General features: G+C 64.6%; 22 protein-coding genes. 11 read left to right on the top strand and 11 right to left on the bottom strand.

What is annotated here, in order from left to right; genetic code table 11:
• Position 1: 1 nt before the first annotated feature.
• The gene (locus EJ071_RS01295; RefSeq protein WP_126096451.1) at positions 2 to 1756 is read right to left on the bottom strand and encodes an ABC transporter ATP-binding protein; all 1755 of its coding nucleotides are present in this window, start codon (positions 1754 to 1756) and stop codon (positions 2 to 4) included.
• A 167-nt stretch (positions 1757 to 1923) separates the two neighbouring features.
• Here EJ071_RS01295 and EJ071_RS01290 point away from each other — a divergent pair, with 167 nt between their 5' ends.
• The gene (locus EJ071_RS01290; protein WP_126096450.1) at positions 1924 to 3204 is read left to right on the top strand and encodes an amidohydrolase family protein; all 1281 of its coding nucleotides are present in this window, start codon (positions 1924 to 1926) and stop codon (positions 3202 to 3204) included.
• A 357-nt stretch (positions 3205 to 3561) separates the two neighbouring features.
• Positions 3562 to 4482 carry a DMT family transporter gene (locus EJ071_RS01285; RefSeq protein ID WP_126096449.1) on the top strand — a complete coding sequence of 307 codons (921 nt, stop codon included), beginning with the start codon at positions 3562 to 3564 and terminating at the stop codon, positions 4480 to 4482.
• An 11-nt stretch (positions 4483 to 4493) separates the two neighbouring features.
• Here EJ071_RS01285 and EJ071_RS01280 read toward each other — a convergent pair whose 3' ends face one another.
• The gene (locus EJ071_RS01280) at positions 4494 to 5396 is read right to left on the bottom strand and encodes a phosphotransferase family protein (RefSeq protein WP_126096448.1); all 903 of its coding nucleotides are present in this window, start codon (positions 5394 to 5396) and stop codon (positions 4494 to 4496) included.
• A 101-nt stretch (positions 5397 to 5497) separates the two neighbouring features.
• Between EJ071_RS01280 and EJ071_RS01275 the strand changes: the two genes are divergently transcribed.
• Positions 5498 to 6130, top strand: coding sequence for a class I SAM-dependent methyltransferase (locus EJ071_RS01275; protein WP_126096447.1), 633 nt, complete (start codon positions 5498 to 5500; stop codon positions 6128 to 6130).
• A gap of 325 nt (positions 6131 to 6455) precedes the next feature.
• On the opposite strand, the gene EJ071_RS01270 is transcribed toward EJ071_RS01275, so the two are convergent.
• The 3 genes from EJ071_RS01270 to EJ071_RS01260 all read right to left on the bottom strand — a co-directional run bounded on the left by EJ071_RS01270 (position 6456) and on the right by EJ071_RS01260 (position 10189).
• Complete coding sequence (locus EJ071_RS01270; protein ID WP_126096446.1) at positions 6456 to 8897, bottom strand: FAD-dependent oxidoreductase; 2442 nt, start codon at positions 8895 to 8897, stop codon at positions 6456 to 6458.
• On the bottom strand, positions 8894 to 9793 hold the full coding sequence (locus EJ071_RS01265) for a phosphotransferase family protein (RefSeq protein ID WP_126096445.1): 900 nt from the start codon (positions 9791 to 9793) through the stop codon (positions 8894 to 8896). The genes EJ071_RS01270 and EJ071_RS01265 overlap by 4 nt, the downstream gene beginning before the upstream one ends.
• Before the next feature lie 138 nt (positions 9794 to 9931).
• Positions 9932 to 10189 carry a hypothetical protein gene (locus EJ071_RS01260; RefSeq protein WP_126096444.1) on the bottom strand — a complete coding sequence of 86 codons (258 nt, stop codon included), beginning with the start codon at positions 10187 to 10189 and terminating at the stop codon, positions 9932 to 9934.
• A gap of 4 nt (positions 10190 to 10193) precedes the next feature.
• On the opposite strand from EJ071_RS01260, the gene EJ071_RS01255 reads away from it, so the two are divergent.
• The 8 genes from EJ071_RS01255 (at position 10194) to EJ071_RS01215 (ending at position 18774) form a co-directional block, all read left to right on the top strand.
• Positions 10194 to 10958: a DeoR/GlpR family DNA-binding transcription regulator gene (locus tag EJ071_RS01255; protein WP_126096443.1), complete on the top strand. Its 765-nt coding sequence runs from the start codon at positions 10194 to 10196 to the stop codon at positions 10956 to 10958.
• A gap of 53 nt (positions 10959 to 11011) precedes the next feature.
• Positions 11012 to 11923 (top strand): LysR substrate-binding domain-containing protein, encoded by a 912-nt coding sequence (locus EJ071_RS01250; RefSeq protein ID WP_126096442.1) that lies wholly within the window; start codon positions 11012 to 11014, stop codon positions 11921 to 11923.
• Positions 11924 to 12205: 282 nt separating this feature from the next.
• Positions 12206 to 13360 carry an ABC transporter substrate-binding protein gene (locus EJ071_RS01245; RefSeq protein WP_126102439.1) on the top strand — a complete coding sequence of 385 codons (1155 nt, stop codon included), beginning with the start codon at positions 12206 to 12208 and terminating at the stop codon, positions 13358 to 13360.
• Positions 13361 to 13553: 193 nt separating this feature from the next.
• The gene (locus EJ071_RS01240; protein WP_126096441.1) at positions 13554 to 14552 is read left to right on the top strand and encodes an ABC transporter ATP-binding protein; all 999 of its coding nucleotides are present in this window, start codon (positions 13554 to 13556) and stop codon (positions 14550 to 14552) included.
• A 226-nt stretch (positions 14553 to 14778) separates the two neighbouring features.
• On the top strand, positions 14779 to 15744 hold the full coding sequence (locus EJ071_RS01230) for an ABC transporter permease (protein WP_126096440.1): 966 nt from the start codon (positions 14779 to 14781) through the stop codon (positions 15742 to 15744).
• Positions 15734 to 16549, top strand: coding sequence for an ABC transporter permease (locus EJ071_RS01225; protein ID WP_125001297.1), 816 nt, complete (start codon positions 15734 to 15736; stop codon positions 16547 to 16549). Before EJ071_RS01230 ends, EJ071_RS01225 begins: the two co-directional genes overlap by 11 nt.
• A gap of 103 nt (positions 16550 to 16652) precedes the next feature.
• Entirely contained in the window at positions 16653 to 18080 is a 1428-nt protein-coding gene (locus EJ071_RS01220; RefSeq protein ID WP_126096439.1) for a gamma-aminobutyraldehyde dehydrogenase, read from the top strand.
• Between the two features lie 208 nt (positions 18081 to 18288).
• Complete coding sequence (locus tag EJ071_RS01215; protein WP_126096438.1) at positions 18289 to 18774, top strand: ester cyclase; 486 nt, start codon at positions 18289 to 18291, stop codon at positions 18772 to 18774.
• Between the two features lie 152 nt (positions 18775 to 18926).
• Here EJ071_RS01215 and EJ071_RS01210 read toward each other — a convergent pair whose 3' ends face one another.
• The 6 genes from EJ071_RS01210 to fdhD all read right to left on the bottom strand — a co-directional run bounded on the left by EJ071_RS01210 (position 18927) and on the right by fdhD (position 23108).
• On the bottom strand, positions 18927 to 19241 hold the full coding sequence (locus EJ071_RS01210; protein WP_126096437.1) for a hypothetical protein: 315 nt from the start codon (positions 19239 to 19241) through the stop codon (positions 18927 to 18929).
• A gap of 43 nt (positions 19242 to 19284) precedes the next feature.
• Positions 19285 to 19647 carry a nuclear transport factor 2 family protein gene (locus EJ071_RS01205; RefSeq protein WP_126096436.1) on the bottom strand — a complete coding sequence of 121 codons (363 nt, stop codon included), beginning with the start codon at positions 19645 to 19647 and terminating at the stop codon, positions 19285 to 19287.
• A gap of 75 nt (positions 19648 to 19722) precedes the next feature.
• Positions 19723 to 20196 (bottom strand): carboxymuconolactone decarboxylase family protein, encoded by a 474-nt coding sequence (locus EJ071_RS01200; RefSeq protein ID WP_126096435.1) that lies wholly within the window; start codon positions 20194 to 20196, stop codon positions 19723 to 19725.
• 108 nt (positions 20197 to 20304) lie between these two features.
• A complete protein-coding gene (locus EJ071_RS01195) occupies positions 20305 to 21858 on the bottom strand; it encodes an alpha/beta fold hydrolase (protein ID WP_126096434.1) in 1554 nt (517 codons plus the stop codon).
• Positions 21859 to 21979: 121 nt separating this feature from the next.
• A complete protein-coding gene (locus EJ071_RS01190) occupies positions 21980 to 22294 on the bottom strand; it encodes a formate dehydrogenase subunit delta (protein ID WP_126096433.1) in 315 nt (104 codons plus the stop codon).
• Positions 22284 to 23108, bottom strand: coding sequence for a formate dehydrogenase accessory sulfurtransferase FdhD (fdhD, locus tag EJ071_RS01185; protein WP_126096432.1), 825 nt, complete (start codon positions 23106 to 23108; stop codon positions 22284 to 22286). The genes EJ071_RS01190 and fdhD overlap by 11 nt, the downstream gene beginning before the upstream one ends.
• Positions 23109 to 23490 lie beyond the last annotated feature (382 nt).

Genomic DNA, 23490 nt, shown 5'->3' with positions numbered 1-23490 from the left:
GTCACGGCATCAGCTGATACTCATAGAGCTTCTGATAGAGCCCGCCCTGCTTGAGCAGGGTTTTGTGCGGGCCGCTTTCCCGCACGTTGCCGTTCTCCAGCACCACGATGGTGTCGGCCTGGTGCACGGTCGACAGCCGGTGGGCGATGACGATGGTCGTGCGCCCGACCGTGAGCTGCTGCAGCGCGTCGCGGAACAGCGCTTCGGATTCGGCGTCGAGCGCGCTGGTCGCTTCATCCAGCAGCAGGATCTCGGCATTGCGCAGCATGGCGCGCGCGATCGAGATGCGCTGGCGCTGGCCACCGGAGAGCAGCGAGCCGTTCTCGCCCACTTCCGTGTCGTAGCCCTTGGCCATGGCGCTGATGAAGTCATGCGCGTTCGCGGCCCTGGCGGCGGCGATCACCTCTTCGTCGGTCGCACTCTCACGGCCGAGGCGGATGTTGTGCATGATGGTGCCGGCAAACAGGAACGTGTCCTGGCTGACATAGGCAATCTTCTGCCTGAGCGAATCGAGCGTGGCAAAGGAGATGTCCTGGCCGTCGAACATAACCTTGCCGCCCTGCGGGTCGTACATGCGCATGATCAGGTTGAGGATCGTCGACTTGCCGCTGCCCGAAGGCCCGACCAGCGCAGTGATTTTGCCGGCCGCGAGCGTCAGGTTGAGACTTTCGAACACCGGCGGGCTCTCCGGATAGGCGAAGCCCACGTCCTCGAAACGGATTTCGCCGGGGCCCGGCTGCAGCGGCCTGGCGTCGGGCTTTTCGGCGAGCGTCAGCGGCCGGTCGGCGAGCTGGAACATCATGCGCACGCCGACGATGCCGGTCTCCAGCGAAATGCGCACGCGCGCCAGGCGCTTTGCCGGCTCATAGGCCAGCAGAAGTGCTGCGATGAAGGCCATGATGTTGCCCGGCATCTGGCCGCCTTCCAGCACCAGGAAGCCGCTGACCAGCACGGCGCCGGCGATCGCCAGCCCGGCGAGCGTTTCCATCACCGGGCTGGTGGCGGCCTCGAGCGTCGCGATGTTGTTGGCGCGGTTCTGCACGTCCGACACGGCCTTGTACATGCGCTTGCGCATCGCGCCTTCGAGATTGAAGGATTTGACGACGCGCACGCCGATCGCCGTTTCCTGCATCACATGCACGATCTGGCCGAGCGAGCGGAATTCCATCTTGGCGATCTTGCGGACGCGCTTCAGGATACGGTTGACGCCGTAGATGGCCACCGGACCGACGACGAAGCAGATCAGCGACAGTGCCGGTTGTTGCCAGACCATGACCGCGACCAGGACAATCAGCGTCACCAGATCGCGCACGTAAGATGTCACGACGAGGTCGAGCACGCTGCGCGCTGCCTGGGCGTTGTTGGTCATGCGCGTGATCAGCTCGGACGACGAGGTCGCATGGTAGAACTCGATGCCTTGCGCCAGGATCCGGTCATAGATCTTGCGTTGCCGGTCGGCGATGATGGCGTTGCCGACCCGGCTCATGAAATAGGCCTGGACGAAGTTGGCGACGCCCTTGAGCAGGAAGATCACCGCGACCGCCGCCGCAATCAGGTTGACCCGGTCGATCCGCTTGTAGATCACGAATTCGTTGGTGATCTCGCGCAGGATCCAGGCGCTGGCGCCCGTCATGGCGGCCACCACCAGCATCGACACTATGGCGGCGCCGTAGCCGAATTTATGCTCCCGGAAAGATTCCCTCACCAGCCTCGCGACGAGGCGCTGGTTTTCCGTCGAGCGGAAGAAGCGAAACAAACGGCCGATCCCCTGCCTGTGAATTTCGGATTCGCCACGAGGGCGAGAGGCGGCTTATAGAGCGAGTTGTCGCCGGAGGAAACCTTTCGCGGCCAAGACAAGGAAACGGCTGCGGCGGATTACTTTTCGGCCACGATGCAGCCGATTCTATGGAGGGATGACGACAGATGGATTTCGACCTCATCGTGCGCGGCGGCACGCTGCCGGACGGCAGGATTGCCGATATCGGCATCACCGGCGAGACCATTCGGGCGATCGAGCCGGAACTGCCGGGCTCGGCGCGAAGCGAAGTCGACGCGCGCGGCAATCTCGTCTCGCCGCCCTTCGTCGATCCGCATTTCCATATGGACGCCACGCTCTCCTACGGCATTCCGCGCATCAACGCCTCCGGCACGCTGCTCGAAGGCATCGCGCTCTGGGGCGAGCTGAAGCCGCTGTTGACGCATGAGGCTGTGCGCGATCGCGCGCTCGCCTATTGCGACTGGGCAGTGTCGATGGGCCTGCTTGCCATCCGCAGCCATGTCGATGTCTGCGACGACCGGCTGTTGGCAGTCGAGGCGCTGCTCGACGTCAAGAAAACGGTCGCGCCCTATATCGACCTGCAACTGGTCGCCTTTCCGCAGGACGGGCTTTATCGCTCGCCGACGGCGCGCGAAAACACCATTCGCGCGCTCGATCTCGGCGTCGACATCGTCGGCGGCATCCCGCATTTCGAGCGCACCATGGCCGACGGCACGCGCTCGGTGACGGAGCTTTGCGAGATCGCCGCCAAACGCGGCCTGATGGTCGACATGCATTGCGACGAGACTGACGACCCGCTGTCGCGCCATATCGAGCAGCTCGCCTATGAAACGCAGCGGTTGGGCCTGCAGGGCAGGGTGGCCGGCTCGCATCTCACCTCCATGCATTCCATGGATAATTACTATGTCTCGAAGCTCCTGCCGCTGATTGCCGAGGCCGGTGTCTCGGCCATCCCCAATCCGCTGATCAACATCATGCTGCAGGGCCGTCACGACACCTTCCCGAAGCGGCGGGGGCTCACCCGGGTGAAGGAAATGCTGGCGCTCGGTGTCCGCGTCGGCTGGGGCCAGGATTGCGTGCTCGACCCCTGGTATTCGCTGGGCACCGCCGACATGCTCGACGTCGCCTTCATGGGCCTGCATGTCGCCCAGATGTCGAGCCCGGCCGACATGGCGCGCTGCTTCGACATGGTCACCAACGTCAACGCCGCCATAATGGGCCTCGACCATCTCGGTCTCGCCGTCGGCAAGCGGGCGAGCCTCGTCGTGCTGGACGCAGGCAATCCGATCGAGGCCGTACGCCTTCGCCCCGAACGCTTGTGCGTCGTCGCCAGAGGCAGGGTGGTGGCCGAGCGGGAGAAGCGGGAGACCAAGCTGTCGATCGCCGGTCGGCCGGAGCAGGTGAACCGACGGCATAAGACGTCGTAGGTCTCTGTACAGCGATCTGCTTGGTTTGGGGCAAAGCATCACGAACGGTTCGCGATTGGCCGGAACGCTCGTGACTTCGTCATTCTATGGCGGAGCAAGGAGCGAAGCGACGCGGCGCAGACCATAGAATCCATGCCGTTACCTCTAAGCGTCGCTGCGGTGTAGAACGATCTCTGTCCTGCGCCGCCTCCGCCCTTCGCGCGAGGTCACGGAATGGATCCTCGGGTCTGCGCGTCCGCTTCGCTCCCGCTCCGCCCGTGGATGACGAAGTTCCGGAGCTTCGGCCAACCTCGATTTCAGCCGCTGGTCTTACGAATTTCCCTCGTCAAAGCGGCGGCTTGCGGCTAGGGAGCCGGCATGGCTCCTCTTGCCCGCAATTTCACGATCAGGAACGTTCTGCTCGCCGGCATCCTTTTGATGCTGGCCGGCGACTTCATGTTCGCGCTGAACGACGCAATGGGCAAATGGCTGGTCGCCTCCTTCTCCGTCGGTCAGGTGGTGCTGATCCGTTCGATCGGCGCCTTCTTCGTGCTCGGCCCGATGATCGCCAACCAGGGCGCGGGCAAGCTGTTCCAGATGGAGCGGCCGATACTGCAGTTCCTCCGCGTCGTGGCGACCACGCTCGACACCGGGCTCTTCTATGCCGCCGTCGTCTATCTGCCGCTCGCCGACGTGATGAGCTTCTACATGGCCGGGCCGATCTATGTCGCGGCGCTCTCGCATCTCTTGCTTGGCGAGAAGGTCGGCTGGCGGCGCTGGCTGGCGATCCTGGTTGGCTTCTGCGGCGTGCTGATCATCCTTAAACCCTCGTCGGCGGCGTTCTCGCTGGCGTCGACCTATGCGCTCATCGGCAGCGTCGCCTTTGGCTTCGCCATCATCCTCGGCCGGCGTTTGCGTGGAACGAGCGACACGACACTGGTCACCTGGCAGACAATCGGCACGCTGATTGTCGGCGGCGTTCTCACCATCGGCGCCTGGCGGACCCCAACCGCGCTCGATTTCGGCGCCATGCTCCTCCTCGGCGTTGTCTCCTGTGCCGCCCATCTGATGATCACCCGGGCGTTGAAGCTGGCGCCCGCCTCGACGCTGGCGCCGCTGCATTACAGCCTGCTTCTGTGGGCAATCGTCTTTGGTTTGGTCTTCTTCGGCGACGTGCCGAGCACGCGCATCCTGGCCGGCTCCGCCATCGTCGTGCTGGCCGGCATCTTCATCTTCCACCGCCAGAAGGTGGTCGAGACCGTCGTGCCGCCGGAAAACGTGCCGAAGGGCGTCAATTAGGTTTTCAGAACTCAGCCGGCCCGCACGGCCGCCAGATGCCGTGAAAATTCGGCCGTCTCCATCAGCGCCTTGCAGCGGGCGAAGCGCCCGTCGGCATAGGCGCGGAAATCGTCGACCGGATTGTTGTTGGCGAGCTGGATCAGCCCCCACAGTGTCCATAAGAGGTCGCACATCGCCTTGTGGATGACGACGCGGCCGCGCTCGGCTGGCCTCGCTTCGCCGCCGAAATAGGCGCGCATCAGCTCCTCGTCCTGGCCGGCGTCGAACTTGCCTTCGACGGAGAGGTCGCCGAGATCCCAAAGCGGATCGTTCATGCCTGAATATTCCCAGTCGACGATCCACATCCGCTCGCCCGTATCGAGGAAGTTTTCGCAGAGCGGATCGCAGTGGCAGGCGGCGAGTTGGATGGGATGGGCGGCAAGCGCCTCGCGCACAATGCCGGCCTCGCGCACCACGTCGTGATAGCCGGGAGGCAGCGCCACATCCTTGGTCGACAGCACCTTCAGATAGTCGTCGATCATCGCAAACAGCTCGAAACGAAACGGGAAGACCGCGCCCGACATATGCAGCTTGCGGAAGGCCTCGCCCGCGCGGGCCGCGCTGCCCGGCCTCGCCTTGAATTTTTCCGGCGACATTGTTTCAGCGCCGGCGATGAAGCGCGTCGCCATTACGCCCGACGCCGGATCGGAAAAGAGCACCTCCGGGCTGACGCCGGCCTTGGCCGCCTCCCGCGCCGCCACCGCCTCGTTGGCGCGGTTGATATATTCCTCCGTGCCCTTGCCGGGAATGCGCAGACAGACGTCGCCGGCCCGGTAGACGCGGTTGGTGAGCCCACCCAGACGCTCGAGCGGACCGTTGTAGCCGGCAAGCACCGGGATTGCGGCCAGCGCCGCGCGCGCCTCGTCCATCGTCATCCCCCTTTTTAACCTTCACGTCATGTTTATGGCGGGACGGTTCCACAGTTTTCGCCGCTTGGCTATCATTCGATGAATAAGATTCGGCGGCGGGAGCGGCAATGAAGGACGGCAAGCACAACAGCGCGCTGGGCGCCGCTTACGCCGCAACACGGCCCGATGAAGTGGCGGCGATCTACGACAGCTGGTCCGAGACCTATGACGCCGACATGTCGGCCGCCGGCTATCGCCACCCGACGATCTGCCTGGCGCTGCTTGCCCGCCATCTGCCGCGCGGCGCCGAACCCTTGCTCGACGCCGGCGCCGGCACCGGCCTGATCGGCGAGTGGCTCACCATCACCGGCTACCCACAAGTCGAGGCGCTCGACATCTCGCAAGGCATGCTGGACAAGGCAGCGGCGAAGGGCGTCTATACGGCGCTGCATCGCCTTGCGCTGGGTGGTGCTTTGCCCTTCGCCGACGGCGCCTATGCGGGCATCGTCTCGGCCGGCGTCTTCACCTCGGGCCATGTCGGGATCGAAGGCCTGGACGAACTGATCCGCATCTGCCGTCCAGGCGGCATCATCGTGCTGACGGTCAAGAACACGCTCTGGCAGGCCGGCTTTGCCGAACGGATTGCCGCGCTGGAAGCGCAGGGCACTATAACCCGCATTGAGGAAACTCGCCCTTACGCTTCGATGCCTGGCGAAGGCGACACGGTGCCGAGCCGAGGTCTGGTGCTGCGCGTCCGCTGAGCCCAGCGCTAACGCTTGTGATTCGAGTCGTTAGTCCACATGGCCGCGCCCCAATCGTGTTGCGGCGTCGCGACAATATTGCCGAACTCAGCGCTGCCCCTCATCCGCCTGCCGGCACCTTCTCCCCGTATAGTGACGGGGAGAAGGTGGCTGGCCGCAGCCTCGGCGCTCTTTTCTGCAACGAGTGGCGATTGGCGAAACCGCCGATGACAGCGTCCTTCTCCCCGTTCTAACGGGGAGAAGATGGCGGCAGCCAGATGAGGGGCAGCGCGACGCTCGGAGGTCTGTTTCTCCGCATTGAACCGAGGTAAGCGGAGCGGAGACGTTACGCTTTGATCTTTTCTCCTAGCGGATCATACATCGGCTCGAGATGGATTTTTGCCGGCGTGCGCTCCATCGCCACCACCAGCTCGTAGTCGCCCGAGGCGAGAAAGTCGTCGCTGATGCCGTCGGCATTGCGCACATAGCCGTAGCCGATGTTCTTGGCCACCGTGTAGCCGTAGCCGCCGCTGGTGAGATAGCCGACCGGCTCGCCGTTGCGCAGGATCGTCTCGCGCCCGACCAGCACGATTTCCGGGTCGTTCACCGTGAAGCCGGCAAACTGTTTTGTCTGCGGCTTGCCCGCCAGCTTCTCCAGCGCACGTCGTCCGACGAAGTCTGTGTTCTTCCTGAGCTTCACCGCCCAGCCGAGGCCCGCTTCCTGCGGCGTGTCGTTCGGCGTGATGTCCGATCCCCAGGCGCGGTAGCCCTTTTCCAGCCGAAGCGACTCCAAGGCCCGGTAGCCGACGGGACGGATGGCATATTTTTCTCCTGCCGCCATCAGCGCGTCGAAGATCTCGCCGGTAGCGGCGATCGGCACATGCAGCTCCCAGCCGAGCTCGCCGACATAGGTCACGCGCAGCGCCCGCACGATGTGGCCGGCAATTCCAATCTCGCGCGCGTGGCCGAAAGGGAAGGCGACGTTGGAGACATCGGCGTCCGTCACCGCCGCCAGCACGTCGCGGGCGCGTGGCCCCATCAGCGACAGCGTGCCGAAATCCTCGGTGACATCTTTCAGCCGGGTGTCGAGTCCTTGGCCGATATGGTCGCCGATCCACGACAGATCATGGGTTCGGAAGCCCGTCCCGGTGACGACGTAGAACCGGTCCTCGCCGAGCCTCGACACGGTAAGGTCCGCCTCTATGCCGCCGCGCGTGTTGAGAAGCTGCGTGTAGGTCAGTCGTCCGACCGGCTTGTTGATGTCGTTGGCGCAGATCCAGTCGAGCGCCTTCAGCGCATCAGTGCCGGTCATCTCGAATTTGGCGAATGAGGACTGGTCGAATATGCCGACTTTTTCGCGCACATGCCGGTGCTCGTCGCCGACCGGTCCAAACCAGTTCTGCCGCCCCATCGAATAGATGTCCTCAGGCGCTGTGTCATCCGGCGCGAACCAATTCGGCCGTTCCCAGCCGAGCTTGGAGCCGAACACGGCGCGGTGCGTCTTCAGCCGCTGATAGAGCGGCGAGACGATACGTGGGCGGCCGGACAGATATTCCTCATGCGGGAAGCCGATCGTGTAGTGCTTGCCATAGGCTTCGAGCGTGCGGTCGCGGACCCAGTCGCGGTCACGGTGCAGATTGGAAAAGCGCCTGATGTCGACCACCCAGAGGTCGAGCGGCGCCTCGCCGTCGACCACCCACTGCGCCAGCACCCAGCCGGCGCCGCCGCCGGACGCGATGCCGAAGGCGTTGAAGCCGGCGCCGACGAACATGTTGGCGCATTCGGGCGCGACGCCGAGGATGAAATTGCCGTCCGGCGTGAAGCTCTCCGGCCCGTTGATCATTTGCTTGACGCCGGCGTTGGCCAGTGCCGGCACTCGCTCGATCGCCTGGTGCATATGCTGCTCGAAGTGATCGTAGTCGTCGTCGAACAGCCGGAACTCCCAATCACTAGGGACATCGCCGGTCGTCCAAGCCTGCGGGTTCGGCTCATAGCCGCCCATCACCAGCCCGCCGACCTCTTCCTTGAAATAGGTGCGGCGGTCCGGGTCGCGGATCGTCGGCGCGTCGTTGGCGAGCCCCTCAATCCTCTCGGTGATGATGTACTGATGCTTGACCGGCTGCAGCGGCACGTTGATGCCGGCCATGGCGCCGACCTGGCGCGCCCATTGTCCGGCGCAGTTCACCACTTTCTCGCAGGCGATGTCGCCCTTCTCGGTCTTCACCGCGGTGATGCGGCCGTCCTTCATCTCGAAGCCGGTGACGCGCACGTCCTCGTAGAGCCTGGCGCCATGCATGCGCGCGCCCTTGGCGAGCGATTGCGTGATGTCGGAGGGGCTTGCCTGGCCGTCGGTCGGCAGCCAGGAGGCGCCGACGAGGTCGCCGGTTTCCATCAGCGGCCACATCCGCTTCACCTCGGCCGGCGACAGGAGCTGCATCTCCATGCCGAAGCTCTTGGCCGTCGTCGCCAGCCGCTTGAACTCGGTCCAGCGGTCGGCGTTGGTGGCGAGCCTGAGACACCCCGTCATCTTCCAGCCGGTCGCCAGCCCGGTCTCTGCTTCCAGCCCCTTGTAGAGCTCGACCGAATATTTGAGCACACGCGTGATCGACGCCGATGACCGCAGCTGCCCAACGAGGCCGGCGGCATGCCAGGTCGAGCCCGAGGTCAGCTTGCCCTGTTCCAGCAGCACAACGTCGGCCTTGTGGTCGCGCGCTAGATGATAGGCGGTCGAGCAGCCGATGATGCCGCCGCCGATGACGACGATCCCGGCATGGCTGGGTAAGGTCATGGGGTTAGTTTTCCATATTTCGTCCGGTAGTTTTCCAGCGCCGCGTCGAGCCGCACCAGGTTCTCCTCGGTATAGGCGACGTAGTCGATGCCGGGCGCGTCGAGATAGAGCTCGGAGACCATGCTCCACATCGCCTCGCGCAGCAGCGATGCGCATTGCATGGCGGCGTGCGACCGGCGGATCTCGCTGTCCGGCTCCTTCATGAAATAGGCGGTCAGGAAGGCGAAAGACTCCTCGTCGCTCATGCCGGCGTTGGAGGCGGCGCCGGCGAGGTCGAACATCGCGGTGTTGAAGCCGGCATATTCGAAATCGATCAGCCACAGCCGCTTGCCGTCGTCGAGGATGTTCGCCGGCAAAAGATCGTTGTGGCCGAAGACGATCGGCAAAAGCTTCTGCGCCCGCTCGAGCTCGTCCGCGAGCGTCAGATAACGCGGCAGCTCATCCTTCTTGCGGCTGCCGCCTTCGTCCAGCGTGCGGGCATAGTCGCGGATGACGTGGAACACCCAGAACATGAAGCCGGCGCCGGAGACATGGTTGGGCATCTCGCGATGGAAACCGCGCAGCAGCGCCGCCACACGCCCGAGATCGGCGCGCACGTCCTCGGCGAGGAAGGTCCTGGCGCCGAGAAATTCCGTCACCAGAATTCCGGGCTCGGCATAATGGACGGCCGGCGCGAAGCCCGCCGCGTGCGCCGCCCGCGCCGTCATCACCTCGCGCTCGCGAAAGACATGATGGAACGGAAAGTCCTGGCCGAAGCGCACGACATGCCGTCCGGCGGCGTCGGTGACGACGTAGTTGGCGTTGCTGAGACCACCCGGCAGCGGCTCGATCTCGATGCTGCCGATCCAGCAGGGCAGGGCACGGATGCGGTCTTCGGCGACTACGGGGGCACTCACGAGCCTGGTCCTGCTTCAGCCGGCTTTCGACAAAGCGCCGGTTTTTGACAAAGCGATGAGAGAGAACAAAAAAGCCTCGTCGGTGCGGGACGCCAGGATCGATATCCCGCACCGCACCGACGAGCCCCTTGGCCAGGTTCAGGATCCCGGCATCCGCCCCCGCGGATTCGAAAAAAGCTCGCGCCAGGCACGTTCCAGAAAATCTGGTCGGTCGATCGCGGCTCTGCCATCACCCTCCCGTGGCAGTTCCGAGCCTGTCACTCCGTCAATCTCACGCCAGCGTGACATTGCTGTCAATAAAAAGCTGTGACCTTTTTTGGGTGTTTTGCCTGAAAATATAAGCAATTCCTTTAAAAGCGTTAGGAATGCCTTAGAATCGGTCAAAATCCCGGACATCCACATGATCCATTCGAAACGGCATGGCGAGATCCTGCGGCTCCTCGGCGAGGAGGGGACCATCACCATCGCCAGCCTGGCAGAGCGGCTGGGCGTGTCGCTGGAAACGGTGCGGCGCGACGTCAGGCCGCTTACCGACGAGGGGTCGATCCTCAAGATGCATGGCGCCGTCAGCCTGCCGTCGATGACAGGCGAAGCGCCGTTCGAGCGCCGCATGCGCGAAAATGCGGAGGCCAAGCGCCTGATCGCCCGCATGGTCGCGGCCACCATCCGCGACGGCGAGTCGGTCATGCTCGACACCGGCACCACCACCTCCTTCCTGGCGCGCGAGCTGCTTGGTCATCGCCGGCTGACGGTGGTCACCAATTCGTCCGACATCGCCCGCACGCTGGCGACCGTGAACGGCAACAAGGTCTATATGGCCGGCGGCGAGCTGCGCAGCGATTCAGGCGCGGCCTTCGGCGTCACCGCGATCGACTTCGTCAGCCGCTTCTCGGTCAGCCACGCGGTGATCTCCATTGGCGCGGTCGACGCCATTGCCGGCCTCACCGACTATGAGCTGGAGGAAGCGGAATTCGCCCGCATGGTGCTGTCGCGCGGTCAGCGCTCGCTGGTCATCACCGATCACACCAAGTTCGGCCGGCAGGGGCTGGTCCAGGTTTGCGGCTTCGACGGTTTTTCCGAGCTCGCCACCGACCAGCCGCCGCCGCGCGACATTGCCGCCGCGCTCAGCCAGGCCGGCGCGCGGCTCAGTATTGCGGCGACCTAGCGCTGGAGCCCGACCGGCTTTCCTTCTACGCCCAGCCAGTGTTTAGTCCGGCCATGGCCTTCACCATTCGCCAGCTCCAGTTCTTCGTTGCCGTCGCCGAGCAAGGCACGGTGTCGGGCGCAGCCCAAAACCTCTCCATCTCGCAATCCTCGGTCACCGAGGCGATCAAGGAATTGGAGAGCGATCTCGGCGTCGAACTGTTCGAGCGTCATCCACGCGGCTTGAACATCACCCACAAGGGCCACCAGTTCCTGCGCCACGCCACCAAGATCCTGGCCGATGTCGCCGACGCGCGCCGCGCTTTCCTCGGCGACCAGCTGACGGCGGGCGGCCGGCTGCAGCTCGGCGTCACCTCGCTGGTCGCCGGCTATGTGCTCTCCGATCTGCTGGCCCGCTACCGCCGCGCCTATCCGAGCGTCGAGGTCTCGGCCATCGAGGACAATGGCGACTATCTCGAGCACCTCTTGGTCGGCGGCAAGCTCGATATCGCCGTCATGGTCACCTCCAACCTGCGCGACCGCACCGCGCTGCAGTCCGAGATTCTCGAGGTATCCGCCTATCGGCTCTGGCTGCCGCTCAGCCACAAGCTTGCCAGCGCCGACATCATCTCGATCGGCGATATCGCGTCCGAGCCGCTGATCATGCTCACCGTCGATGAGATCGAGGAGAACACCGGCAAACTGCTGTCGGCGATCGGTGCCAGGCCGCACGTCGCCTTCCGAACCCGTTCCGTGGAAGCCGTGCGCAGCCTCGTCGCCACCGGCGCCGGCGTGGCGCTCTTGCCCGACCTCGTCTACCGGCCCTGGTCGCTGGAAGGCGACCGCATCGAATCCCGCGATATCTCCGGCTCGTTGCCGGTCGTTCAGGTCGGCATGGTCTGGCGCCGCGGCTCCGGCCTGCCGCAGGCCGCCCGCGACTTCATCGGGCTTGCCCAGTCGCAGCGCATGGTCCGCCAGCGGCTCTGATCGGAGCAATTCCAGGAAAAGTGTGAAACGGTTGGTTCGGCGACTTGGCCGTGGCCGTCCCTCCGGGAATTGCGTCAAAAGTATCGGAAAAACCGATATCGGCTTTCTGATAAATGAATTTGCGAAACCGGACTTTTCACAGCACCTTTCGCCCAGGGAACAAAGCCGCTCGGGAACGCGGCTGTCGGGGCATTTTGAGAGTTCCGGCGTTCAGGTTTGCGCATGATCCTTTCCGAAAACCGATCCGGTTTCGGGGTCATGCGCCAAAATGGGAGATCAATGATGAATGCATTCCTGAAGTCATGCACGGCGTTGACGGTTGCGCTGACCTTCTCGGGTCAGGCGATCGCCCAGGTCAAGGAGCTCGGCAAGGGCGAGGGCGAGCTCAATATCGTCGCCTGGCCGGGTTACATCGAGCGCGGCGAGACCGACAAGAACTACGACTGGGTGACTGCCTTCGAGAAGGAGAGCGGCTGCAAGGTCAACGTCAAGACCGCCAACACATCGGACGAAATGGTCTCGCTGATGAACGAGGGCGGCTTCGATCTCGTCACGGCTTCGGGTGACGCCTCGCTGCGCCTCGTCGCCGGCAAGCGCGTGCAGCCGATCAACACAGATCTCATCAAGAGCTGGAAGACGGTCGACGACCGCCTGAAGGAGGCGCCCTGGTTCACCGTCGACAAGGTGCACTACGGCGTTCCCTACCAGTGGGGCCCGAACGTCCTGATGTACAACACCGATGTCTTCAAGGAAGCGCCCAAGAGCTGGAACGTCGTCTTCGAGGAAATGAAGCTGCCCGACGGCAAGTCGAACAAGGGCCGCGTGCAGGCCTATGACGGCCCGATCCACATCGCGGATGCCGCCAACTATCTGATGTTCCACAAGCCGGAACTTGGCATCAAGGACCCGTACGAGCTCAACGAGGACCAGTACAAGGCTGCGCTCGATCTCTTGCGCACGCAGCGCACGCTGGTCGGCCGCTACTGGCATGATGCCGCCATCCAGGTCGACGACTTCCAGAACGAAGGCGTGGTCGCCTCCGGCTCCTGGCCCTATCAGGTGAACACGCTCGTCGCCGCCAAGAAGCCGGTCGCCTCCACCGTGCCGGAGGAAGGCGTCACCGGCTGGGCCGACACCACGATGATGGAGGCGGACGCCGCCCATCCGAACTGCGCCTATATGTGGCTCGAGCACTCGCTCTCGCCCAAGGTCCAGGGCGATGTCTCGTCGTGGTTCGGCTCGCTGCCGGTCGTGCCCGCCGCCTGCAAGGGCAACGAGTTGCTCGGCGACGAGGGCTGCAAGACCAACGGCTACGACAATTTCGACAAGATCAAGTTCTGGAAGACGCCGGTGTCGAAATGCGCCACCGAGAACGACCAGTGCGTGCCTTACTACCGCTGGGTGTCGGACTATATCGGCGTCATCGGCGGGCGGTGATCTCGCTCAGCTTTTAGACGTTTGGCGCTGCCCCTCACCCTTACCCTCTCCCCGTGAAGAACGGGGAGAGGGGGATAGCCAGCGCTGGAGCGCTTCCTTCTCCCCGTCACTATACGGGGAGAAGGTGCCGGCAGGCGGATGAGGGGCAGCACTGCCGCCCGAATATTAAGAGCCTGACACATCAGGACAGCCCATGACCTCCGCCGTTTCCTTCAAACAAGTCTCGCGCCACTTCGGCAGCGTGCGTGCCGTCGACGCGGTCGATCTCGACATCGCGCCCGGCGAGTTCTTCGCCATGCTCGGGCCGTCCGGCTCTGGCAAGACGACCTGCCTTCGGCTGATCGCCGGCTTCGAGCAGCCGACGGCGGGCTCCATCTCCATCTTCGGCGAGCGCGCCGAGGGCGTTCCGCCCTACCGCCGCAACGTCAACACCGTCTTCCAGGATTATGCGCTGTTCCCGCATCTCAACGTGCTGGACAACGTCGCCTACGGGCTGATGGTCAAGGGTGTCGGCAAGGCCGAACGGTTGAAGGCGGCGGAAGAGGCGCTGTCGCTGGTGCGCCTGCCGGGCTACGGCGCCCGGCGCCCCGGCCAGCTTTCCGGCGGCCAGCGCCAGCGCGTCGCGCTGGCCCGCGCGCTGGTCAACCAGCCCAAGGTGCTGCTGCTCGACGAGCCGCTCGGCGCGCTCGACCTCAAGCTGCGCGAGAACATGCAGGAAGAATTGAAGTCGCTGCAGAAGGTGCTCGGCATCACCTTCGTCTTCGTCACCCACGACCAGGGCGAGGCGCTGTCCATGGCCGACCGCGTCGCCGTCTTCAACGACGGCAGGATCATGCAGGTCGGCACGCCGGAGGATATCTACCAGCGGCCAAGGACGCGCTTCGTCGCCGACTTCGTCGGTTCGTCCAATGTGCTGCCGCCGGATTTCGTTCAGCGCTATTCCGGCCAGCACCGCTGGGGCAGCCTTCGGCCCGAATCCATCCGCGTGTCGAGTGCGGCAAGCGGCGACGGCGTCGTCGCTCGCCTGGTCGGCACGAATTATCTCGGCGCCACCACAAGGCTGGCACTCGATGCCGACGGTCTCAGGCTGCATGCGATCATACCCGCCGGCGGCCCGATGCCGGCTGAGGGCGAAGCCGTTATGCTCACTTTCAACCGCGACAGCCTGCATCTGATGGACGAGCCGACATGACGACGGTTTGCGCGCGGCACCCCCCTCTGTCCTGCCGGACATCTCCCCCGCAAGGGGGGAGATCAGCAGCTTGTCTGTCCCGCCAGTTCTGCAACGTCGAAAATTGGCGAAGCCATTGGCGACGGCCAATCTCCCCCCTTGCGGGGGAGATGCCCGGCAGGACAGAGGGGGGTGTGACGGAACTCGGCCTCGCCGCGATCGATCCAATCGACATGGCGGCGGTCCCATGACCATCGCCGCGGTCAACTCCAATCCTCCGCCCGCCATCCTGCCGGGCAGCGGGGGCCTGCGCGGTGCGCTCTCCGACCTCTTCTGGCGGCGGCCGAAGCTTTTGCTTTTGCTGATGCTGCTGCCGCCGGTGCTGTGGCTGGGCATCGTCTATATCGGCTCGCTGTTTGCGCTGCTCTTGCAGAGCTTCTTCTCGATCGACGAATTCTCCGGCCTCATCAACCGCGAATTCACGCTGAAGACCTATGGCGACCTCCTCCAGGCCGCCAATCTCGACATCATCCTGCGCACGGTGACGATGGCCGCCCTCGTCACGCTCGCCTCTTCCGTCATCGCTTTCCCCATCGCCTATTACGCGGCGCGCTATGCGCGCGGCCGCTGGAAGGCGCTGTTCTATCTCGGGGTCATGCTGCCGCTCTGGTCGAGCTACCTGGTCAAGATCTATGCCTGGAAGCTGATCCTTGCCAAGGAAGGCATCCTCACCTGGCTGCTCGCCAAGCTTAATCTGCTTTGGCTGCTCGATGCCTGGCTGTCGCTGCCGGTCGTCGGCGGCAACTCGCTCTCGGTCTCCTTCACCGGCACCTTCATCGCCTTCGTCTATGTCTGGCTGCCTTTCATGATCCTCCCCGTCCAGGCAGCGCTCGAGCGCGTGCCCGGTAATCTGGTCGAGGCCTCGTCCGATCTCGGCGCCTCGCCCGGCCAGACCTTCCGCAACGTGCTGTTTCCGCTGGCGCTGCCAGGCATCGTCGCCGGCTCGATCTTCACCTTTTCGCTGACATTGGGTGACTACATCATTCCGCAGATCATCGGCACCTCGCGGCTGTTCATCGGCCAGGCCGTCTATTCGCAGCAGGGCACCGCCGGCAACATCCCTTTAGCCGCCGCCTTCACCGTCGTGCCCATCGTCATCATGGGCTTCTACCTCTGGGGCGCCAAGCGCATGGGGGCTTTCGATGCGCTCTGATCGCGGCCAGTCCGCTCCGCTCGGCCTGAAGATCGCCGCCGCCTGCGGCCTGCTCTTCCTGCATCTGCCGATCCTGCTGATCTTCGTCTATGCCTTCACGACGGAGGAGAAGAGCTTCGTCTGGCCGCCGCCGGGGCTGACCACGCAGTGGTTTGCCGTCACCTGGAACCGGCCGGATGTGTGGCAGGCGCTGTCGCTGTCGATCCGCGTCGCCGCCATTTCGACGGCGATCGCGCTGGTGCTCGGCACGCTCTGCGCCGCCGCCGTCTCGCGGACGCGTTTCTTCGGCCGCGAGACCATCTCGCTGCTGGTCATCCTGCCAATCGCGCTGCCCGGCATCATCACCGGCATCGCGCTGCGTTCGGCCTTCGCGCTCGCCGACATCCCGTTCTCGTTCTGGACGATCGTGCTCGGCCACGCCACCTTCTGCGTGGTCGTCGTCTACAACAACGCCGTCGCGCGCTTCCGCCGCACCTCGGGCTCGATGATCGAGGCCTCGATGGACCTTGGCGCCGACGGCTTCCAGACGTTTAGGCATGTCGTGCTGCCCAACATCGCAACCGCGCTGCTTGCCGGCGGCATGCTGGCCTTCGCGCTGTCCTTTGACGAGGTCATCGTCACCACCTTCACCGCCGGCCAGCAGCAGACCGTGCCGATCTGGATGCTCGAGGAACTGATCCGCCCGCGCCAGCGCCCGGTCACCAATGTCGTGGCGATGGTCGTCGTGCTGGTGACGCTGCTGCCGATCCTTCTTGCCTATTACCTGACCCGTGACGGCGACCAGATCGCGGGCAGTGGAAAATGAAAACAGCGAATAGGGAGTAGCGAGTAGCGAACAGGGGACATCGACGGTCAAACCCTACTCTCTACTCGCTATTCGCCACTCGCTCCTGATCAAGGAGAACCCCATGGACACCCAGATGCTGATCGGCTCGAAATTCGAGAAGGGCACCGAGACCGAGGAGCCGATCCTCAATCCCAAGACCGGGGCGACCATCCTCAACTTGGCCGAAGCGAGCCCGGCGCAGATCGAGGCGGCTGTCAGTGCCGCCGAACAAGCGTTCGTCGGTTGGTCGCGCACCACCCCGGCGCAGCGGTCGGGCTATCTGTTGAAGATCGCCGACCGCATCGAGGCGGAGGCGAAGGAGTTCGCCGCGCTCGAGGCGCTGAACTGCGGCAAGCCGATCAATTCCGTGCTCAACGACGAGATCCCGGCGATCGTCGACTGCTACCGCTTCTTCGCCGGCGCGGTCCGTTCGATGCCCGGCCAGGTCGCCGGCGAATATCTGCCCGGCCACACCTCGATGGTCCGGCGCGACCCGATCGGCATCGTCGCCTCGATCGCGCCCTGGAACTATCCGCTGATGATGATGGCCTGGAAGCTGGCGCCGGCGATCGGCGGCGGCAACACGGCCGTCTTCAAGCCGTCGGAGCAGACGCCGCTGACGGCGCTGAAGCTGGCGAAAATCCTCTCGGAGATCCTGCCCGAAGGCGTCGTCAACGTCGTGCTCGGCCGCGGCGACAGCGTCGGCAACACGCTGATCAACCACCCCAAGGTCAACATGATCTCGATCACCGGCGACGTCGCCACCGGCAAGAAAGTGCTGCAGGCGGCAGCCAAGTCGGTCAAGCGCACGCATCTCGAGCTCGGCGGCAAGGCGCCGGTCATCGTCTTCGACGATGCCGACCTCGGCGCGGTGGTGGGCGGCCTGCGCGCTTTCGGCTATTACAATGCCGGCCAGGACTGCACCGCCGCCTGCCGCATCTATGCCGGCAAGAAAATCTATGACAAGCTGGTCGCCGACCTCTCCTCGGCGGTCTCCACCATCAAATACAATCAGGCGGACGACACCGAAAACGAGATCGGGCCATTGATCTCGCGCCGCCAGCGCGATCGCGTGTCGAGCTTCGTCGAGCGTGCCTCGGAATTGAACCACATCGAGATCACCACCGGCGGCAAGCCGGGCGATGGCTCAGGCTTCTTCTATCAGCCGACGGTGGTTGCCGGCGCGCTGCAGGAGGACGAGATCGTGCGCCGCGAAGTCTTCGGCCCTGTCGTCTCGGTCACCCGCTTCTCGGATGTCGACGAAGCCGTGAACTGGGCCAACGACAGCGATTACGGCCTTGCCTCGTCGGTATGGACCAAGGACGTCTCGCGCGCCATGACGACGGCGGCCCGCCTGCAATATGGCTGCACCTGGATCAACACCCACTTCATGCTGACCAACGAGATGCCGCATGGCGGGCTCAAGCAGTCCGGCTATGGCAAGGACATGTCGCTCTATGCGCTGGAGGACTACACCGCCGTCCGCCATGTGATGGTGGCGCACGGCTAGCACCCTTTACCTCTCCCCTTGTGGGAGAGGTCGGATTGCCCCGATTTGCCCTTCGCAAATCGGTTGGCAATCCGGGTGAGGGGTAGTCAGCGCCAGGCTGGAACACCCCTCATCCGTCTTGTCGCTACGCGACAAGCCACCTTCTCCCACAAGGGGAGAAGGGAAGACGAGTGCGCATGCAAGCATTCAACCAGGGAGGAAAACAACAATGCAACGCCGCCAGTTTCTGACATCCGCAGCAATCGCCGCCGCGCTTCTCGCCGTGGCGCCGTCCTTCGCCGAAGACTCCGCGCAGTCGGTGGTCGAGGCCTATGTCGCGGCCTGGAATGCGCATGACTCGGCCAAGGCCGCCGGTTATTTCGCCGACGACGTCAGCTACTACGACGCTTCGGTCGGCAAGCCGGTGGCGGGCAGGGAAGCCGCCAAGACCGGCGTCATCGACAACTTTCTGAAGGCTGTTCCCGATGCAGTCTGGACGATGAAGGGCAAGCCGTTGGTCGACGGCGACCGCGTCTCGTTCGAATGGGAGTTCTCCGGCACCAACACCGGCGCCTGGGGCGACGGCACGGCGGCGACCGGCAAGAAGTTCTCCATCACCGGCGCTTCGATGTTTTCCGTCAAGGGCGGCAAGATCGCCACCCAGAGCGACTATTACGACGCGCTCGGCTTCTACAAGCAGCTTGGCCTGATGTAGGGCGCGGCGATCTTTCCTTCTCCCCGTTCCACGGGGAGAAGGTGGCCCGAAGGGCCGGATGAGGGGCAGCGCCAAGTTCTGAGAAACTGGCGCCGACCCTCATCTGCCTGCCGGCATCTTCTCCCCGTGAACGGGGCGAAGAAAGCAGACCACTACTCCACCACCCTCAAGATCTGCCAAAGGCTGGTGCCGGACACGACATACGGCTCCAGCTCCTTGCCCCATTTGGCGTGCGCGTCGATCTTGGCGATCTTGGCGAAGAATTCCTCCAACTGGGCCAGGCTCTGGACCTGGTGATGCGTCTCGACGGTGGCTTCGCGCGCGCCGATCGAGCCGGTCATGATCTGGAACCCGAGATCGGCGATGCCGGCCTGCGAGCCGATATCGCGTTCCCATTGACGCATCATCTCGAGCACCCTCTGCTTGTGACCGAACTTGGCGTCGATCTGCCATCTGGCGCTGAACATTTCGTTCTCCTCCCTGATTTGCGGTTGAGACCGCGGTTGAGCTCTATTCGTCCCAGGCCTGCACGACCGTCTGCCGTGCGATGCGGCCGTTCTTCAGCTCCAGCATCGCCGCGCAGAACACTCTTGTGCCGTCCGGATAGGCGCAGGCTTGCGTGAAGGCGAGGCTGTCACCCTCGGCGATGGTGGTATCGACCTTGTGGATCATCGCCCGGCTGCAGATGTCGTCCCAGAAGATGCTGATTGCCGCGCGGCCGCGGATCTCGCGCGGTTTGCTCGGCGGATTGTTGCGGTCGATCACCCGCACCAGCGCATCGTCATTGTAGAAGCTCGACAGCATCTTGCCGTCACGGCCTTCGATCGCCTTCTTGATCGCCGCGCCGTCCACTGTTTGAGTCTTGGTCAGCATTTCATCCTCCCTATACCCGGCTGATCGGGCGTTCGATTTGAAGGCTGCCCAGCAGTGGCGCCGGGCAGCGGGTCGTCACTGCGACTTCGCCTTGACGGCGGCGAACACGTCATCGGTCTGCTTCTTGAAGGTGGCGAGGTCGACCTGGCTGCCGTTGAGCATGGTCGACCAGTGACGCACGATCGCCGCCATCGCCACCGCCTCCTTGATCTCCTCGTCGCTCGCGCCGTTGAGCTTGGCGGCCTCGGTGTGGAAATAGATGCAGTACTGGCAGGGGATTTGCGCGGCGACCGCAAGGCCCAGCAGTTCCTTGGTTTTGCCGTCGAGCGCGGTGTTGGGATTGAGCTGCACGCCCTTGATCTCGGCCCAGGCGCCGGCAACGGCCACGTCCGGCAGCGTCTTGAACATGTCGGGCACCGAGCCGAGCGTGGCCTGGATGTCCTTGTAAGTGGCGGTTGCCGAAGCGTCTTCGGCCTGCGCCGGGGTGATGGCCAGCAGCGCGCCCGCAGCCAATGCGACCAGTCCGATCTTGCCTTTTAGTGTCAGCATTTCATCCTCCATTTGCAGTGCCGTCTCGGCGACATCGCCCGGCCTGCACGGGAAGAATTCGTAACCCTCGAGGTGCCTTCGCCGCTTCGCTCGAAAGCGCCATGGCTCTCATGGCCCGTCCGGGCCAGCGTGCCTGGCCGAGAAAGCCGCCGCCGCCGCCCGCGACGGCAGGTCGAGCTTGAGCAATATGTTGGCGACGTGCCGCTTGACCGTATGCTCGCTGAGCTTCAGCTCAGCTGCGATCGCCGCATTGCTCTTGCCGTCCGCGATCAGGCTCACCACCTCGCTTTCCCGCGCCGTCAAGGCCGCCGGCTCCATCGGTTTGGATTTGGGGCGGCAGGCCGGTTCCAGATGCTGTTCGGACGTGGCCTGCACCACCGGCAGCGGCTCGCCCAATTCGTCCAGGCTGATGCGGCCGGCATCGACGAAGCGCAGGCCGGAGCCTATCGCAAGTTCGGCGACCAGCCGCGAGGCAAGGATGTCGCCGCGCCCGGCATGGACGGCGAGTTGCATCGTCACCCGCGCCGTCAGGCCGACCGGCGCGCCGCGCATCTCGATCTCGCCGACATGCACCCCTTGAGCGCTAGCCACGCCGATCTGCTGCGCGGCGTCGCGCAGCGCCGCCGCGCAGCGTATGGCGCGCGCCGGCCCATCGAAGCGCGAGATCATCAGCTCGCCATGCGTGCCGGCGACGCGCCCGCCATGGCGGCCGACCAGCAGCCGCCACGTCTCCTGGAAGCGCTGGCTGCGTTCGCTCCACATCCGGTCGCCGAGCTTGGCCGTGTCGTAGATGCGCGTCACCAGAAGTGCTGCCAGCACGCGCTCGGTGTCGGCGACCGCCGGCTGGCCGGTCAGGAACTCCTCGATCAGGTCGGCCACCCGGTCGACGTCCCCGGTCCAGATCGGGTGGTCGCGCCCGGGTAACTCGACCAGCCGGGCGCCATGGATCTTCCTGGCGAGGAAGCGGCTGGCCTCCGGGTCGACGCGCGCGTCGTTGCGGCGATGAATGAGCAGCGTCGGCGCGCTGATTGTGGAGAGAATGCCGCGCACGTCGATCCCGGCATTCATGCGGGCAAGCGCGGCCGCGGCGGTCGGGCTGGCCGACAACCGCTCGAACCGTCCCCACCACTGGGCGAAGTGCGTGTCGTCCACTCGGCCCGGCGCGAAGTTCGGCAAGGTCGCGCCGGTGCCCCAGGACGTCTCCACCGTCTCGATGAAGGCTTCCAGCCGCTCCGGCGCCATCACCCATTTGTGGAAATGCGCATAGCCGCCATAGAGCGCCAGGGCCCGCGTCCGCTCAGGGTAGGTGGCGGCGAACAGCATTGCCATCGGCGCGCCTTCCGAGGCGCCGAGGATCGCCGCGCGGCCGCTGCCGGCGGCATCCATCACCGCGCGCACGTCGTCCATGCGGGCCTCCAGGCTGGGCAGATGACGGGTATCGACGCGGTCGGAAAGCCCGGTGCCGCGCTTGTCGAACAGGATCAGCCGCGAGAAGGCGGAGAACCGTTTCAAGAGGCGGCTGTAGCCTTCGTCCTCCCATTGCAGGTCGAGATTGGAGATGAAGCCGGGAACGAAGACGAGATCGAACGAGCCCTGGCCGACCACCTGATAGGCGATCCGCACATCCCCGCTACGGGCGTATCTGGTCTCGATCGGCCTCACGCAACTGCCCCGCCGGCCAGACGATTTCCTGTCGCCGACCATAGCAGAACGCCGCCGCGCGCGGCAGACAAACTTTAGAGATTGAAAATGTAAGGAGCTTTGGAACCCGCGGCCCCCGCTCCTATTCGTGCGGAACGGTGCCCCCGGCCGCCGCGGGTTTGGCGTAACCGAGGCTCTTGTCGGCCTGTTCCGGTGTCAGCGGCCGCTTGATCCTGGCCGAGGCGGCGATCACCAGCTCGTCAAAATCCTCCGGGTCGCCGTCGAGCAGCTCGAAGAACTGCCGCCGCATCCGCGGCTCCCAAAACTTGTTGATATGCTCGGCAACACCGGTAATGCCTTCCTCGCGCGGCTTTGAATGGAAGAAGGTGGCGATCTGGTTGGCCATGCGCACCAGCTTTTCCCTGGTGCTGGCGATGTGGTCTTCGTCATGCGACATGCTTGGCAACTCCGCAAGCCACCCGTTCCGGGTGGGTAAAAATATCGAAATCGTCGCCGCGCACCAGCGCCACCAGCGTCATGCCGGCGGCCTCGGCCGTGCGGATGGCAAGTGCGGTCGGCGCCGAAACGGCCATGATGATCGGGGCGCCGATGGCGGCCGTCTTCTGCACCATCTCCACCGACACGCGGGAGGTGACCACGACGGCGCCGGTCGCGCCGCCGATGCCGGCTTTCGCCAGCGCGCCGGCCAGCTTGTCCAGTGCATTGTGCCGGCCGACATCCTCGCGCGCCATGACGATGCCCTTGCCGGGAACATAGAAGCCCGCGGCATGCACCGCGCCGGTCTCCGTGTGCAGCGGCTGCAGCTTCGACAGCAGCCTGACCGAACGGGTGACGTCCTCGGCGTCGAGCGTAAGCTTCGACGAGCCGACCGCGTCGACCGAGCGCATCGCTTCCTCGATCGATTCGATGCCGCACAAGCCGCAGCCGACCGGTCCGGCGAGCCGGCGCCGCCGCGCCTGGAAGCGCGTGTTGGCCTTGTCCTTCAGCTTGATCTGGATGTCGATGCCGGCGCCGAGATCCTCGACCTCGATCCCCTCGATCTCTGCCGGGTCGGCAATGATGCCCTCGGTCAGCGAGAAGCCGAGCGCGAAATCCTCGAAATCGGCGGGGCTTGCCATCATCACCGCATGCGTGGTGCCGGCATAGGAGAACGCCACCGGCGTCTCCTCCGGCACCATGCGGTTCGCGGCCGTGGTGTCACCGGCGCGACGCGCGAGACGAGAGATTGGAGAGATGGGAGGGCGGGTCACGAGGCGTGCCCCTCTATACTGCCTGTCTTCCGCGACAGCTTTGGACGCACGCGCCTTTCCTCTCCCCCGTCGATCGGGGGAGAGGTGTCAAGCGAAGCTTGACGGAGTGGGGGTCGACTGCTCGCCAGATACGCCGGATTGCCTGCTCTTTGGCTTATGCCCGGATTTCGGCGGCTGCGTGTTGCGGGACCGGCTTCCCCCACTCCGTCGCTGCTGCGCAGCGCCACCTCTCCCCCCTCCGGAGGGAGAGGAAAGGAGCCGAGAGTTCGCGCGCTTTCCTTTACCCCGTCGACCGGGGGAGAGGTGTCGAGCGAAGCTCGACGGAGTGGGAGTCGACCAACCGTCAAGATTGAAGCTCTTGTTGTCGAATGCCTCGACACAA

This window comes from Mesorhizobium sp. M1B.F.Ca.ET.045.04.1.1 (assembly GCF_003952465.1).
In the GTDB taxonomy this organism is placed as follows: Bacteria; Pseudomonadota; Alphaproteobacteria; order Rhizobiales; family Rhizobiaceae; genus Mesorhizobium; species Mesorhizobium shonense.
Note: the sequence above shows the minus strand (reverse complement) of the source record. Positions and strands in the feature narration are given on the sequence as shown.